This window comes from Sphingobacterium thalpophilum, assembly GCF_901482695.1.
Classification (GTDB): Bacteria; Bacteroidota; Bacteroidia; order Sphingobacteriales; family Sphingobacteriaceae; genus Sphingobacterium; species Sphingobacterium thalpophilum.
The window spans coordinates 5,494,555-5,509,946 of record NZ_LR590484.1 but is presented as its reverse complement, the minus strand read 5'-3'; the positions used below and the strand labels follow the sequence as shown (position 1 = coordinate 5,509,946).

At 44.6% G+C, this 15,392-nt stretch carries 11 protein-coding genes; 7 read left to right on the top strand and 4 right to left on the bottom strand.

Annotated elements, in window-relative coordinates:
* The first annotated feature begins 312 nt into the window (after nucleotides 1-312).
* The 6 genes from FGL37_RS23335 to FGL37_RS23310 all read left to right on the top strand — a co-directional run bounded on the left by FGL37_RS23335 (nucleotide 313) and on the right by FGL37_RS23310 (nucleotide 7,826).
* Entirely contained in the window at nucleotides 313-1,212 is a 900-nt protein-coding gene (locus tag FGL37_RS23335; protein WP_037532094.1) for an AraC family transcriptional regulator, read from the top strand.
* A gap of 183 nt (nucleotides 1,213-1,395) precedes the next feature.
* Complete coding sequence (locus FGL37_RS23330; RefSeq protein ID WP_028068349.1) at nucleotides 1,396-2,538, top strand: efflux RND transporter periplasmic adaptor subunit; 1,143 nt, start codon at nucleotides 1,396-1,398, stop codon at nucleotides 2,536-2,538.
* 11 nt (nucleotides 2,539-2,549) lie between these two features.
* On the top strand, nucleotides 2,550-5,702 hold the full coding sequence (locus FGL37_RS23325; protein WP_028068348.1) for an efflux RND transporter permease subunit: 3,153 nt from the start codon (nucleotides 2,550-2,552) through the stop codon (nucleotides 5,700-5,702).
* 13 nt (nucleotides 5,703-5,715) lie between these two features.
* Nucleotides 5,716-7,146 carry a TolC family protein gene (locus FGL37_RS23320; RefSeq protein ID WP_037532263.1) on the top strand — a complete coding sequence of 477 codons (1,431 nt, stop codon included), beginning with the start codon at nucleotides 5,716-5,718 and terminating at the stop codon, nucleotides 7,144-7,146.
* Nucleotides 7,147-7,285: 139 nt separating this feature from the next.
* On the top strand, nucleotides 7,286-7,561 hold the full coding sequence (locus FGL37_RS23315) for a hypothetical protein (protein WP_028068346.1): 276 nt from the start codon (nucleotides 7,286-7,288) through the stop codon (nucleotides 7,559-7,561).
* Between the two features lie 19 nt (nucleotides 7,562-7,580).
* Nucleotides 7,581-7,826: a hypothetical protein gene (locus FGL37_RS23310; protein WP_028068345.1), complete on the top strand. Its 246-nt coding sequence runs from the start codon at nucleotides 7,581-7,583 to the stop codon at nucleotides 7,824-7,826.
* A gap of 11 nt (nucleotides 7,827-7,837) precedes the next feature.
* Here FGL37_RS23310 and map read toward each other — a convergent pair whose 3' ends face one another.
* Entirely contained in the window at nucleotides 7,838-8,602 is a 765-nt protein-coding gene (gene map / locus FGL37_RS23305; RefSeq protein ID WP_028068344.1) for a type I methionyl aminopeptidase, read from the bottom strand.
* Between the two features lie 210 nt (nucleotides 8,603-8,812).
* Between map and FGL37_RS23300 the strand changes: the two genes are divergently transcribed.
* Nucleotides 8,813-9,448 (top strand): NAD(P)H-dependent oxidoreductase, encoded by a 636-nt coding sequence (locus FGL37_RS23300; RefSeq protein ID WP_028068343.1) that lies wholly within the window; start codon nucleotides 8,813-8,815, stop codon nucleotides 9,446-9,448.
* A 187-nt stretch (nucleotides 9,449-9,635) separates the two neighbouring features.
* On the opposite strand, the gene FGL37_RS23295 is transcribed toward FGL37_RS23300, so the two are convergent.
* The 3 genes from FGL37_RS23295 to FGL37_RS23285 form a co-directional block, all read right to left on the bottom strand.
* Nucleotides 9,636-12,047: a TonB-dependent receptor gene (locus FGL37_RS23295; RefSeq protein WP_028068342.1), complete on the bottom strand. Its 2,412-nt coding sequence runs from the start codon at nucleotides 12,045-12,047 to the stop codon at nucleotides 9,636-9,638.
* A 237-nt stretch (nucleotides 12,048-12,284) separates the two neighbouring features.
* Nucleotides 12,285-13,580 (bottom strand): amylo-alpha-1,6-glucosidase, encoded by a 1,296-nt coding sequence (locus FGL37_RS23290; RefSeq protein ID WP_028068340.1) that lies wholly within the window; start codon nucleotides 13,578-13,580, stop codon nucleotides 12,285-12,287.
* Between the two features lie 31 nt (nucleotides 13,581-13,611).
* Complete coding sequence (locus FGL37_RS23285; protein ID WP_028068339.1) at nucleotides 13,612-15,360, bottom strand: class I mannose-6-phosphate isomerase; 1,749 nt, start codon at nucleotides 15,358-15,360, stop codon at nucleotides 13,612-13,614.
* Nucleotides 15,361-15,392: the final 32 nt, after the last annotated feature.

Here is a 15,392-nt window from a genome sequence, read left to right as displayed (position 1 = left end):
ATTTTCCAATTTTTATGTCCATATGATTTTGGTAACTTTTTTGTTCGAGTATCGGTTGTATCTTTGTAGTATCATCGCAGCGGCTAATTTGCTGCTTGAAGATCAGGCGCAACAAGATATATTATTTGGGGGTTTTCTCGGAAGAGAGGCCCCCTAATATTTTGGTGGTCATTTGTAAAGTTTATTTGCCGTTGCTTTTGCTTCCGTTTGTTTAATGTCAAATTGTAAAGGAAGACGATTCTATGATTTTTAACCTGTTGGTATCCTTTATTTTTGACGATTTCATAATCATATTAAGCTAAATGTATACTGATGAAGAAAAGGGATTATGTCATTTCCCTCACTATGGAGGATATGATAGGCGATTCATTATTTCCGCTTCGTAGCAAAGAATATATGGTCCTTGACGTAAATGGGGAGACCATGCATATCCAACGTGGTTGTTACTACCGCGCATCCTTTTTTGGAATCATATTAATCGAAGAAGGTACTTCTTACTATCGGGTGGGTGACTATGAGTACCAGCTCCAGAAAGGGGATATTCTTTTCTGTGTCCCACAGGAGATCTTTAAAGTTATTTACTTTTCTGCGGATGTTAGACAAAAGCAGATTTTTTTCTCCATCGATATGTTGTCTGACGCTGGGTTCAATTATCGTTCAAATGAGATCTTAAAGAATTTTTCGAGCCATCCATCATATATCATCCGCGACGAGCCGGCGCTTTATCATCGTCTTGCTTTCTATATGAAGGAGCTAGGCAGTCTCAATGATTTAAAAAATATTGTCTACTATGGCAGCGAGATGATATGGCATTTCTTTTCGTTGCTCATGTATGATATTGAAAACTATTCCAAACAGCTTCGCCTGCAGACCAACTTTTCTCCACGTGAGGAAGAGATTACCAGTGCTTTCTTCGCGTTGGTACGTGAGCACTTTGCGGCACATCATGACGTACAGTTTTACGCGGACCGTTTGTACGTTAGTAGAAAATATTTAACGAAAGTGGTAAAAAAAGCAATGTCGCGTACTCCAAAGGAGATTATTAACCAAATTTTACTGATCGAAGCGAAAATCCTGCTGAAGCGTTCGACCAGCAATGTGAGTCAGGTCGCTTGTACCCTGAATTTTTCGGACCAGACGGTCTTCAGCAAGTTTTTTAAAAAACACACCAATCGGAAGCCAAGCGACTATAAAATGGACGATTTTTTCTAAACGATTTGGTCATGCGGACTATGCAGAATCCAATAGCGTTTATACGGCTGGAGTTTTTCCAGCTGGAGCTGCGCGATTTTCTTTTTAGCGTCTTTTGGACAACTTTTAGCGTCTTTGTACCGAGTTCTCACATCGGTTTTTTTGGACTTTTGCTACACATAAAAACAATAAGCAAAAATCCATATGAAGCAAAATGCCATAAAAAAGAAAGCTACAAACCTGTTTATCGCCTTGGCACTGCTCTCCGGCTGTCGGGGGAAGCAACAAGAAGGTTATCAGCAGGGACCTGCGGAAGTGCTTTTTGGTACCGTGACCACAGGAAATGCGGCTGTACAGCATGAGTACGCCAGTGCGATCGAAGGCGTTTCTACGATCGAAATACGACCACAGGTGACAGGTTATCTGCAAAGAATATTTGTTGACGAAGGGGATTACGTACAGGCTGGACAAGCGTTATTCCAAATTGAAGACCGTATTTTTCAGGAACAGTTGACCAATGCCAAAGCGCTGCTGGCAACAGCCGAATCCAATTTATTGACTGCGAAAATAGAATTGGACAGGAAAACAGCATTGGTCAGCAACAAAATTGTTTCAGATATACAGTTACAGGAAGCACAAGCCCGCTACGCGGCGGCCAAGGCTTCGGTGGCGCAGGCTAGGTCAGCAATTGCATCGGCCAAAATCAATCTGGATTTTTCGATAATCAAGTCGCCCGTTAACGGCTATGTTGGTCGGTTCAGATACCGATTGGGAAGTTTACTGTCTCCAGCCAATCAAGAAGCAATGACCGTTATCTCCGATATTCATCAGGTATACGCCTATTTTAGTTTAAGCGAGGCTGATTTTGTGCGGTTTCAGCGGCAACATGCCGGGAACACTGTTGCGGAAAAGCTAAGGAATGCAGCACCGGTGAGCCTATTGCTTGCGGATGGCGAAGAATATCCTATTAAAGGATATATCGACGCGGTCGAGGGGCAGTTCAATAAAAGTACAGGTTCCATTACCTTCCGCGCACGATTTGACAATCCCAAGTCGGAGCTTCGCAGTGGAAATACAGGCAAAATTGTCATGCATCAGCAGCTTAAAGACATTCCTTTGTTGCCCATTGCGTCTACTGTTTCACATCAGGACAAGGTGTTTGCTTATTGCGTGGACAAGGATAATAAAGTGGTACAGATACCTGTTTCTGTTTCGGGAAAGTCTGGGGATCATTTTATTGTGCGGGACGGTCTAAAGCAGGGCGACCGTTATATCGCCCAAGGCTTTGAACGCCTGCAACCGGGGATGGAAGTAACCGCACAGAAGCAAATTAACAACCAAAAATAAGTATTGATTTCATGTTAAAAACGATCATAAAACGACCAGTGTTGGCCACTGTTATCTCTGTTCTGCTGGTCATTCTTGGATTGGTGGGCATGGTCAGCCTGCCCATCACCAAATTTCCCGATATTGCGCCTCCAACCGTGATGGTGACCGCGATTTATCCCGGAGCTAATGCCGAGACCATCGCAAGATCTGTTGCGCCACCATTGGAAAATGCGATAAATGGGGTCGAAAATATGGACTATATCTCATCAACGGCGAGCAATGATGGAACCTTAAATATTACAGTGATCTTTAAGCTGGGAACCGACCCTGACCAGGCTGCGATCAATGTTCAGAACCGCGTTGCCCAGGTGACCAATCAGCTTCCTGCTGAAGTTATCCAGAGCGGTATCACAACGCTGAAACGACAGAACAGCATGATCGCAATGGTCACGTTGACCAGTAAGAACGGTGAACTAGACGATCTATTTTTAGAGAACTACAGTAAAATCAACGTGGTTCCCGAGCTCAAACGAATCAAAGGAGTAGGAGATGCCATGGTATATGGTAACAAAGATTACGCAATGCGCGTGTGGTTGGATCCGAATAAGTTAACGGTTTACAACCTGACACCCCACGATGTATCACGTGCTATCCAGTCCCAGAACCTCGAAGTCGCTCCGGGCCGGTTCGGAGAACAGAGCGCAGAAGTAAAAGAATACGTGATGCGCTACAAGGGAAAGTTTACAGAGCCACAGCAATATGAAAATATTGTCATCAAGGCGCAGAATGATGGTTCGCTACTTCGGCTGAAGGATGTCGCCAAAGTGGAATTTGCAGCATACAGCTATACCGTAGTCTCAAGTTACAACAAGAAGCCAGCAGTTACCATGGCAATATTCCAAATGAGCGGTTCCAATGCCAATGAGGTACAGATCGCGCTGCAGCAGCGGATGGAAGAACTTGCCAGGTCTTTTCCCGGCACAATGGAATATAAAATTCCCTATGCTACCAAGGAATCGCTGGACCAGTCCATTGATCAGGTCATCAAGACACTGATCGAGGCTTTTATTTTGGTGTTTATCGTGGTATTTATCTTTTTGCAGGATTTCCGTTCGACACTGATTCCCGCTATTGCCGTACCCGTATCTATTGTGGGAACGTTTTTCTTCATGAAGGTATTTGGTTTCTCGATTAATATCCTAACACTTTTTGCCCTCGTACTGGCGATCGGTATCGTCGTGGACGATGCTATAGTTGTGGTGGAGGCCGTACATGCTAAGATGGAACGCCGAAGGTTAAATGCCAGAGCGGCGACGATGTCGGCGATGGGCGAAATTTCCGGAGCTATCGTTTCAATTACGCTGGTCATGTCGGCGGTCTTTGTTCCTGTTGCTTTTATGGAGGGTTCTACTGGACTATTCTATCAGCAATTTGCGCTGACACTAGCTATCGCCATTGTGATCTCAGCCGTGAATGCTCTTACCTTAAGTCCGGCTTTATGCGCATTATTGTTAAAACCACATCAGGATCACCAGCATAGCCCTTATAAATCGAATCTCAAAGAGCGTTTTTTCGCTGGCTTCAATGCTGCTTTTGATAAGCTGACCTTTCGGTACGGCAAGGCGACATTGTTGTTGATCAAGCGCAAGTGGATTGCATTTTCATTATTGGCCCTTTTTGGTGGTTTGTTTGCCTGGTATGGTATGCATACCCCCAAGGGATTTATCCCCGATGAGGATCAGTCATTTATAATTATCACGGCAAATCTCGCCGCCGGTACCTCTAAAGACCGGACCACCTCACTGATGTCGGATACAGAAAACAAGCTGATGGCACATCCAGCAGTACGCGAAGTAATGGCGGTAAATGGCTTAAGCCTTTTTACGGGTGCGATGTCTTCTGCTGCAGGAACCTTTTTTATCCGTCTGAAAGCCGGAAAAGACCGGGGTGAGGTCCGTGAGCTTCCCATCATTATGGGGCAATTGCAAGCTATGCTTGCCAGTGATAAACGGGCTAATTTTTTGGTTTTAAACACGCCAACTGTTGATGGATTTGGAAATTCGAGTGGTATGGAGCTGGTGTTGCAGGATAGAACAAATGCTGAGCTGCAAAAATTGGGCAACATTTCCTATGGTATGATGGGAGCATTGATGCAGAGACCAGAAATTGCAGTGGCCTTCACCACATTCGATGTCACCTATCCGCAGTATGAAGTTAAAGTAGACGAGGCGAAAGCAGCGCAGTTTGGCGTAGCTGTGAGTGAGGTTCTCGGTGTTATGCAGGGCTATTATGGCAGCATTCAGGCATCGGACTTTAACCGGTTCGGCAAGTATTACAGGGTTCTGGTACAAGCCAGTCCTGAGAACCGGACCAACGAACAGTCGCTGCAGGGCGTCTTTGTGAAGAATGGTCGCCAGGAGATGATACCGATCAGCAGCCTCGTCAGCATACAGCCGGTTACAGGACCTGAGGTGGTTGAGCGTTTTAATCTGTTTAACGCTTCCAATCTCACTGTTATGCCTGCTCCGGGGTACAGCACAGGGCAGGCGATGTCTGCGATTCAGGAGGTTGCCGGACAGGTTCTTCCTCCTGGCTATACCTTTGATTATAAAGGAATGAGCCGGGAAGAAAGTATGGCAACATCGCAGACAACTCTCATTTTTGTGCTCTGTATTGTTTTTGTGTATTTTTTGCTTTCTGCTCAATACGAAAGCTACATTTTACCTTTTGCTGTTCTGCTTTCGATTCCGATGGGTCTTTCGGGGGTGTTTATGGGGATCGGCATGGCCGGAATAGCCAATAATATCTATGTACAGATTGCGATGGTCATGCTCATTGGTCTATTGGCTAAAAATGGTATCCTTATCGTCGAATTTGCCAGCCAGCGGCGGAAAGCAGGCAAAAGCTTGATTGCCGCTGCCGTAGAAGGAGCAAAGGCCAGGTTGCGGCCTATTTTAATGACTTCGCTGGCATTTATTACCGGCATTGTTCCACTTGTTTTTGTCGTCGGTCCTTCGGCGATGGGCAACCATTCCATTGGCTATGCGGCTATATTCGGCATGCTCGTAGGAACGATATTAGGGGTATTTTTGACACCGGTACTCTTTGTCGTATTCCAATATTTTCATGAAAAGCTAAATGGACAAAAATGCGATGAAACCGAGTGGGAGTATGAACTATAAAGAATATTGGACAATGAGACAAATAAGAAAAAATAGCAGGTGTTATCTAGGTGTACTTGCCATCCTGTTTTCCCTGCAGGCATGCCGTGTACCACAATATGCAGAAACAGAGCTTAAACCGCTGGAACACTACCGCAATCAGGTTGGCGTGGCCGATGTGGACAGTAGTATTGCAAAGGTCTCGTATCGTGATTTTTTTAAAGATGAGTTGCTTGTCGCCTTACTGGACAGCGCGCTGGCCAAGAATAATGATCTCAGGATTGCATTGAAGCAGATTGAGTTTGCTGCGCAGGGTTATCAGCAGGCGAAATGGCTTCAAGTGCCGGTCATTCATGCGAACCTCGCTAATGCAAGCATCAATCGGCCATCAGACAATAGTATGAATGGAATGATGGCAAGTCAGTTTATGGGGCAGAAATATACTACGGATTACACCTCCTCCATCCAGCTTTCATGGGAGGCAGATATCTGGGGTAAACTGCGGGCGCAAAAACAGGAGGCACTTGCAGACTTTCTTAAAACACAAGAGGCTGCCCGCGCAATAAAAACACGGTTGGTAGCGGAAGTAGTTCGTGGTTATTATAACCTGCTGTTATTAGATAGGCAATTGGAAATTACGCGCAGCAACCTACGGCTGGCCGATAGTACATTTTTTATTTTGAACAAGCAGGTGGAACTGGGCTTGGGGAACATCCTGTCGGCACAGCAACAGGAAGTCGCGCGTGATCAGATCAACAAACAGATACCGGTCATCGAAGCGAATATTCAGGTACAGGAAAATGCGCTTAGCATCTTGGTTGGGGAAGTGCCGGGGCCTATCCGGCGGACTACAAGGTTGGAAAAGGTGCAGTTTCCGATCGGACTATCTGCTGGTATCCCAGCGAACTTATTAAGTTACCGGCCCGATCTCCGCAGCTGTGAGCTGGATATCCGGCGGAGCGTGGCTAGTATACATGTGGCCCGTTCGAGCATGTATCCCAGTTTAAATATTACGGCTCAAGGAGGCTTAAATGCATTCAAGGCGAGCAACTGGTTTAATTTCCCAGGAGCTTTATTTGCTGCAGCAACAGGCACTTTGGTGCAACCGATTTTGAACGGAAGGCGGTTAAAAACGCAGCTTGAACAGTCTAGAATCATAAAAGATCAGGCAGAGCTAAATTTCAAGCAGACAATGTTAAAAGCAGTTGGTGAAGTTTCAGATGCGCTGGTTCAGCTGGATAAGCTGGACGAGCAGCTGGAAACTTCCGATCTACAGGTCGAACGTTCGATCAAAGTAGTCCAACATGCGCTTCTGCTCTATAAATTCAATGAGGCAAGCTATCTGGAAGTACTTGTGGCGCAGGCCAACAAACTACAAGCGGAGCTCGACCAAGCAGCGATAAAGTCTCAGAAAATACATGCTATAACATCACTCTATCGTGCCCTTGGTGGAGGATGGCTCTAATCGTTTTATTTTTTAAGGGCGAATAACCCCCGTTCCCACAGTGGAACGGGCATTTTTTCAAAAACAGGCATTGGGGCGGATGGTTTGTCGTAGATGTGACACGCTGCCTCCACCCAGAGTGTCCCAAATTACGGTCGACATGAAAGTAGTAAATACAATGATTATGATCAACCCGAGTTTCAATCGCAAAGAGACCGAGGAGATGGTGTCCGAAGGCAGGGCGGACCAATTTATCCTTATTGATGCAGATCTGGATTTTGCCGACCATCTGGCTCAGATACTTGAAAGCCGGAGACGAAAGGTGAAGATATTACGACGGCTGGAAGGGTTGGAGGGACTGTTTCTCAGCTATAAGCAATTTCAGTACAAGGTTGTTGTCAAATGCTATGGAGCAAGTGAACAATCAGGTTTATAGTCTATATTTTTTGTCAGTTATGATTCGTTATGTACAACTATTTGCGGTAGGCAAAGCCGTTCTTTCGCGAAGAAAGGAACTTGAAACCTATATTTTTTTACTGGTACCGGGAGTGATATCAATCTCATTCGACCTGAATGACAAATTATTCACAATGGCGGTACAGTCGAGCAAAAGGATTGATGAACTGGTGCTGCGGCTTGTCGAACAAAAGCAGTTAAAAATAAAGCTTATCGATTTGATGGAAAACAAGGTTGGCGAATGAAAAGCTACTTCTTAATCGAAGATGCCATTCTCCGCTGTTAAGATAAGGGGGGCTCCATCGGTAATCATGATCGTATGTTCATGCTGTGCCATGTAGCCACCTTTGTCACCCACCATCGTCCACCCATCATTTAGTTCTGTCGCATAAGTGGAGGCAGTTGAAATAAAAGTTTCAATAGCTACTATTGTATTTTTTCGAAATCGCCTTTGGTCAAATCTATTTTTATAATTGAGCAGCTCATCCGGATCTTCGTGAAGGCTTCTTCCGATGCCGTGGCCGCCAAGGTTTTTTATGACTTTATACCCTCTTTTTTTGGCCTCGCTTTCCATCAGCTGTCCAATATCTGCGATTTTGACACCACCGCGAATGTTTTTGATGGCTTTTTGTAATATTTCTTTTGATGCATGTACTAATTTTTCGTGCTGGTGGATATCGCGTCCTAAGACAAAAGAAGCCCCATTATCAGCCCAAAATCCGTTAAGTTCGGCCGATACATCGATATTAATGAGATCGCCTTCTGCCAACAGGCGTTCTTGCTTCGGTATGCCATGACAGAATTCGTTGTCCACGCTGATACAGGTCCATCCCGGAAAATTGTATGTGAGGGCAGGAGCAGATCTTGCACCAAACTCCGCCAATATCGAGGCGCCATATTCATCCAGTTCTTTGGTTGACATACCCACCTTAGCATAATCACACATAGCTTTTAACGTTGTTGCAACAGCTTGACTTGCCTTTTGCATTCCAGTCAGTTCGTTTTCGTTGGTAATGGACATCGTTTTTTACTCATTAATATTAAACAAAGATCTAAAAAAAATAGATAATCTGCACAAAAATGGAAAAGACGATCGATATTGATGTTTAGACATTGATATTTTGTTATATTTAACTGCCCTAAGCTCACTGCAGAGAGGGGAACAAACTACTATGTCCTAGCGGCGGACATTAAGCACGGAGGATATAGCAAACGCATGTAAATTATAGATATGGCACTACTTGAAACATTAGAATGGCGCTATGCGACCAAAAAGTACGATCCGACCAAAAAGGTAGACCAAAAGGACGTAGATAAGATTATTGAAGCAGCGCGTATGGCTCCGAGTTCTTCGGGATTACAGCCTTTTCGTGTGATACTGATCACCGATCAGCAGTTAAAGGAACAGATTGTACCGATCGCCTGGGGGCAGCAGAATATTGCTGAAAGCTCGCATCTTTTGGTATTTGCTGCATGGGATAAATATACCGATGAGCGGATAGATACGACGTTTGATCAGATGAATGCCTACAGGGGACTTCCGCTGGACACGACCGATGACTATAAGAATAGGCTAAAGGCGATGTTTGCGGCGCTTACGGAAGAGCAGCAGGCTGCACATGCGGCTAAGCAAGCTTATATTTCCTTTGGAATGGCCATTGCTCAGGCAGCTGAACTGAAAATAGACGCTACGCCCATGGAAGGGTTTTCGAATGCTGAATTAGACCATTTTTTGGGGTTGGACACGATAGGCTTAAAAAGTGTTGTTCTTTTACCTTTGGGGTATCGTCAGGCCGAGGAAGACTGGCTGTTGAAACTGAAAAAATTCAGATTGCCGAAACATGAGTTCCTGATTGAATTGCCTTAATGGTCTCAATAACAATGTAAATATGCTGGGCTGATACCATCTTCTTGTTGATAGATGAGAATCAACGAATTCCAGCTGCAGAATGTATTTCAGAAACGGGATTGTAACAGAAGCTCTGTGCAAAATGAAAAGAAAATAGGGACAGCTCCATTTGTCTGAGCTGCCCCTATAAATTCTGCATGTGTTATTAGAACTGATAGGCGATACTGCCAAGAATATTTCTGGGCATCTGCGGGTTGACGGTCGTCCAGCCTTTAAAGTAAGTCTGGTTCGTCAGGTTATTGCCTTTTATGGCGAACTCTACCTGTTTATAACGATAAGAGAGACTTGTATTTACGAGTAAGTAAGCAGGTAGCGTAAATACACCCGTAGGTACGCTGTTTGTAATCAGGTTTTTACTAGCGTAGTTTAGGCCAGCACCTATTCCAAATCCTTTCAGCGCCCCTCTTTGAACTGTATAATTGGCCCACACGTTTGAAAGGTGTTTCGGCCCCGCTTCCGTAGGCCGTAAGTTATTGACGCTTTCTGCAGCCTTTGTGGTCTTGCTGTTGTTGAAACTATAACTAAAAATCAGATTCATTCCTTCTATGGGAGCGGCGGTCAGGTCGAAATCTATTCCGCGGCTCAGTCTGGTCCCATCTTGTACAGTGATATTGTAAGATTCGCCATCAATGATCTGGGTTTCCGTACGAAGCATATTATCAACTGTAATATCGTAATAGCTCGCTGTCAGGCCAAGCTTGTCGTTGAGGAGGCTTAATTTCACCCCTGCTTCCCATTGTGATGCCTGTTGAGGCTTGAAATCTCCGGAAATGTCCGGATGTGGCTGAACTACAGGCGCTACATTTTTGAAACCATTCTGATAATTGGCAAAGAAAGAAACTTTGTCCTTGAGCAATTCGTATACTACACCTGCACGGGGGGAAAATGCGGTCTGATGATAAGCTCCAGTTGTGGTGTTCTGATCAAAATTATAAGTTCCTCGATTGTCGAAATAGTCCATTCGCAAGGCCAGGTTCAGATGCAATTGCGGCATCAGGTCCAATACATCGGACACATAAGCTCCTACAACTTGGTTACGGCTTCTGTTGTTTGTTTTGGCACCTGTGGAAGCGGCGATGGCAGCGTCGATGTTTGCGGCATTGAATCTCGAATATCTCGGATCATCGAAGGATGTGTTGAGCTGATCAAACAGAATGTATGGTGAGTTGTGACTCTCTGCCTGCTGGAAAAGATAATCAACACCCACGAGCAATCTGTTTCGGAGATCTCCGATATGAAAATCACCAACAAAATTCTGTTGCGCATTGAAATTACTGGCTGTATAATTCTGGTCTGCCACATATCGGTTAATCAAAGTATCATTGCTTGGCTGCAGGTACATGACATATTGGAAATAACCATCGGCCTTACGTCGATTGTAGTTAACTGTTGTCGTCGATGTCCACTGCTCGTTGAATCGATACGTTGCATTGCCCCGAATGTTTGTAGTCGGGTTTTTGAAGGTCACGTCATTATTGGTATAAGACTTGTTGAAATCGAACGACAATTCATCAGGCGTTCGGGCAAATAATTGTCTCGAGCGGTTTAAAAATACCATTAACGGATTGGTGGCTTTATTCTGAAACAGTTCGGCATCTAATTGGATATCAAGCCTTTCGTTGGCTCTGAAAAGGATGGATGGTGCTACGAAAATAGATCTGTTGAATCCTGCATCCTGGTAGTTTCCTACATTGGAGAATGCAGTATTGATGCGTCCCAAGAGTTTTTTGTCGGTCGTCAGCGGGCCGTATATATCCGCGGTAAAGCGCTGCTGCGCGTAGCTGCCGAACAAGTAATTGAGCCGGCCTCCGAAGGTGTCAAGCGGTTTTTTCGTGATGTTGTTGATTAAGCCTCCAAAACCTACTGCAGCGCCACCATATAGCGTTCCCGAGGGGCCTTTGATTACCTCAATGGTTTCGAGGTTGGCAGGATCGGGGCTTGTGCTGGCGATGCCGACAACGCCATTGACCATTGCAGCCTGCGTACTAAATCCTCGTAAAGTATAATAAGAGACGCCATCTCCAGGCCTTCCAGTTGAGGCCCACAGTTTGTCAACCCCTGAAACATTAGCGAGCGCATCGTCGTAGTTCGTATTAAGCTGACTTTTTAACAGCTCTTTAGTAATAACCGTGTAAGATTGTGAATTTTCGAGGTTATTGAGCGGCATTTTTGAAACATAAAGACTCTGTTTGCGTGTATACTTGTTGACGCCGTTGCCGTTGATAACGATTTCTTCTAATGTAGTCTGATCTTCATTGAGGTAGATATCCGCAATTCTATTTTTGCTGGCTTCGATTTGGATATCCCTTACCACAGGCTGTAACCCGACAGCTGATATTTCAAGTCGCGCCGCACCGGCCTGCAATGATTTGAACTGAAATGAGCCATTGGATTTGGTGATCACTGTGATATCCTGCGGGAGCAATTTAACGGTTATTCCTGTAATGGGTTTGCCGTCTGAAGAGAAAATTTTACCGTAAACTTCCGCTGAGTGCTGCACTTGGGCGAGGAGAGAGGCCGGAATGAACAAGAAAAGGTAGATGATAAATTTATTCATTTGACAGTAGTCTTAATTAGATTAATTATAAACAACGCAAAGGTATTGTTCCCTGGATATTTTTCAAAGTAATATTTGGATTATTTTATAATCGAGGAAGGGGACGTAGCATCCGGAGGAGCTATATTGGAGACAAAGAGAGATGCCAACGGAAGTTTTGCGTTGGTTATCGTCTATATACAAGCCGCCGCCAAAAGTAAAGTAGACGGCTTGTTGATTGGACCTGGCAGTAGGTTGTTATTCGGTGGTATTTTCCAATAAGATGATGGCATCATAAAGTACGCCGGCCTCGCCCCGAAATGTTCCTGAGCCTTCAGGCTGGTTATCTTTGGTATACCATTCGTAAAAACCTTTGTTTTTTATCACGCGTGCCAACATTGGTTTGATCTGTTCATACGCTTCTCGCTGAAAACCATTTTTGACCAGTTGTTGGATCATTCGCCCTCCAAACCAGGTCCAGTCGCCCCCGTTTTGATAGCCATAGGGATACATGCCTTTGTTTTTAAAGAAACCGGCAGGATAGGTGGGGTATATCGTCAAACCAATTGTAGCGGCGCCTGCATCCTTTACATTTTTGATCATTTTGTCCAAGGACGTTTTGATCTGTGCTTTGCTCAACAGGTTGGCTTCAATGGCCACAGCTGTGCCGCCGTGATAATAGATTTTATTTTCGTCAAAGTCTTTGGGGAATGGAGAGCCAGCGATATAAATGTGCGGAATAAACTTTTGGTTTTTGTCATCCCAAAGATGTTTCATGGTATTGCTGGCAATCGTCTCCCTCATGCTGGCCCATTTTTCTTTTTTCTCAGGGACAAGTTCCATATAGTTGTCGAGTGCTATCAGAAACATGGCATTGTCATAGATATCCAAAGCAATGTGTGAATTTTCGTCGAGGTGGACGCCCCAGTCGTGTTCGGGCTGTACATCCCCCCAATCGACTGTTGTTGCGCCCCACAGCAGCCCATAGGTGCTATTATAGCGTTTGTCCATCAGAAATTGCAATGCTTTTTCCATTCGGTCCTTAACAGTTGTCCTGCCTATCTTGTGTGTGAGAAACGAACTGTCTTTGGTCGCTGTCACATATTTGTGTACTGCTTGAATCAGCGAAGTCTCCTGATCGGTTTCAACGGTGTTTTTGTGGCCGGCATATTCTGGAGCCAAGGTACTGGTAATCGTATAGTAATCCGATGTGCCGTTTTTCAAAGTCGATTTTTTGACGAATCCGTCGGCGATATTGCCATCTTCGCCCTGAAGTTTGAAGAATATGGCCAATTGCTCTTTTAGCTGTTCATGCGGATGTACCTGTACTGCGAGGTTGATAAACGTGTTGTAGTCTCTGATCCAAACTTCGCCATAGCCGTCTCCGGCATTGAATCCAGACTTGATCACATTGCTCGCCATATCTTTTACGAGCTGAAAGCTGTTGTCTTGACGAATGCTCTCTGTAACAGTATTGCCTGCGGTCTTACTGCCACCATTATTGCAGGACAGAAATATACAGGATGAGGCCAAGGCGAAAAATAAATTTCTCATAGTGCTATTTAATTAGGTCTATATATTGGATTTAACATTTGCTGTCTTTGACAAAAGCCTGTATTACTTTGGCAGTGCCTTTTCCCAGGTTACGCAGGGAATAGAAGCCGGCTGCTGCGGGCACAGCAAATGTCTCCGCATAGTGAAAGATCTTTTTCATTCCACCAGCGGTGATCAGCTCTATAGCTTCACCTTCAACGAGCATCATAATATGGCATTGGTCTTGTGTTTCGATGCGGACGCCTTGTGTAAATTCATATCTGAGTACATCATAAAAATGATCCTCGTGTGTCGGAAGATGGATTTTTTTTGACTGTTCATCCAGGTCATAAGGTTGTGGCCGGGAAAGCAGACTGTCTCTGACAACCCGGCCTTTGCGGCTAAAGTTGAGGTTGGCAAAAGCGCGATCAATATTCAATGGCCGAGGCTTGCCGTCCAAATCGGGGCGAAGCCAATCATACATCTTGAACGTATAATTATAGGGTGTGGCACTGATTTCCAGAACCAGATTGTCTTTACCCGATGAGTGTACAGTGCCATGCGGAATCAAATACAGTTGGTGTTTTTGAGCTTTAAACTTTTGAACGTATTTATCAATTGCTATGGGTTTGCCTGAATGGAAGCTTTGCTCGAGAGCGTCGCGAAAATCGTCGGCATCTATGTCTGCCTGAAATCCCAGATATACCTGAGCATTGTCTTTTGTATCGACGATATAATAAGATTCATCTTGAGTGAAGTTTTCCCCAAATTCAGTTTTTGCATAATCAGGGCTTGGATGGCACTGAATAGATAAATTGCCTCCGTCAAATGTATCTAAAAAATTGAACCGGATCGGGAATTCAACATCAAAGCGCGCTTGGGCTTTACCCAATACATTGAAGTATTCCTGAAACATCAATTGATCAAAGGAGATCTCCAGTACCAATCCGTTATTTTCAAGCAAGATACCGTTTTCGGGTACAATCATTTCGAAAGACCAGGCATAATTTTTTGCACTCTGGTCAATGCCGGTCAGATGTTGTTTCATCCATTGCCCACCCCAGACGCCGGGTTCAAAGGTCGGTCGTACGCGAAAGTAGTTTTCGGACATCAGGTTTAACGTTGCCCTTAAATCGGGGCCCGTAATCCAAGGCAGATCATCCGGCGACTGTTGATCTGCCATGATGGCGACGCGTGGCATTATAGCCCTTTTATGGCGATTGAGTATTTCCCAGTCGACAAAATAGTAGCGTTTATAAATTTCCTTTTGGTTAGCATTCGGCGAGCAGGCCAGATTCCATGCGCGCCCTGATCGCATGTGTTGGATCAGTACATTTTTGGGTAGATCGATATACATCACTTTGTCAGCACCATTGAGCAGGGCTGCGCCTACACCATAAAAAAAGATATATTCATCTTCCATCGCTTCCCTAAAGGTTTTCTGTAAAACTTCCATCTTCGCTATATCGAAATATTCGGAAAGTGTTAAGGTGGCTTTTTTGCCAAATAAAGGATCGTTACCACCAAGATAAGGGCTCACTTTTTGTTGAATGACGGATTCAGGCAGGAAGGCGCTTTCCATAGCTATAAATTGGACAGGTAGTCCACGGTTTGCGAATTCCTGCTGGATGCGTTGTATGAGGATTGTCCAGTTTACGCCGATAAAACCGTCAATGTGACGTATATCATGTTCAAGAAGGTGATCAACAAGTTCAGCATAAGAGTTCGATAATCTGCCCTGAACAGGGAATGTTGGCTGGATGTCGTATTGAAAAGATGTCGTTTTGATATTGGAAAACATAACATGTTATTTGTTGCGTATAAAAATTGATT

Coding starts and splice junctions, on each gene's coding strand:
- FGL37_RS23285 (WP_028068339.1), bottom strand. CDS start 15,360: ATGTTTTCCAATATCAAAACGACATCTTTTCAATACGACATCCAGCCA.
- FGL37_RS23335 (WP_037532094.1), top strand. CDS start 313: ATGAAGAAAAGGGATTATGTCATTTCCCTCACTATGGAGGATATGATA.
- FGL37_RS23310 (WP_028068345.1), top strand. CDS start 7,581: ATGATTCGTTATGTACAACTATTTGCGGTAGGCAAAGCCGTTCTTTCG.
- FGL37_RS23330 (WP_028068349.1), top strand. CDS start 1,396: ATGAAGCAAAATGCCATAAAAAAGAAAGCTACAAACCTGTTTATCGCC.
- FGL37_RS23295 (WP_028068342.1), bottom strand. CDS start 12,047: ATGAATAAATTTATCATCTACCTTTTCTTGTTCATTCCGGCCTCTCTC.
- FGL37_RS23300 (WP_028068343.1), top strand. CDS start 8,813: ATGGCACTACTTGAAACATTAGAATGGCGCTATGCGACCAAAAAGTAC.
- FGL37_RS23290 (WP_028068340.1), bottom strand. CDS start 13,580: ATGAGAAATTTATTTTTCGCCTTGGCCTCATCCTGTATATTTCTGTCC.
- FGL37_RS23325 (WP_028068348.1), top strand. CDS start 2,550: ATGTTAAAAACGATCATAAAACGACCAGTGTTGGCCACTGTTATCTCT.
- map (WP_028068344.1), bottom strand. CDS start 8,602: ATGTCCATTACCAACGAAAACGAACTGACTGGAATGCAAAAGGCAAGT.
- FGL37_RS23315 (WP_028068346.1), top strand. CDS start 7,286: ATGAAAGTAGTAAATACAATGATTATGATCAACCCGAGTTTCAATCGC.
- FGL37_RS23320 (WP_037532263.1), top strand. CDS start 5,716: ATGAGACAAATAAGAAAAAATAGCAGGTGTTATCTAGGTGTACTTGCC.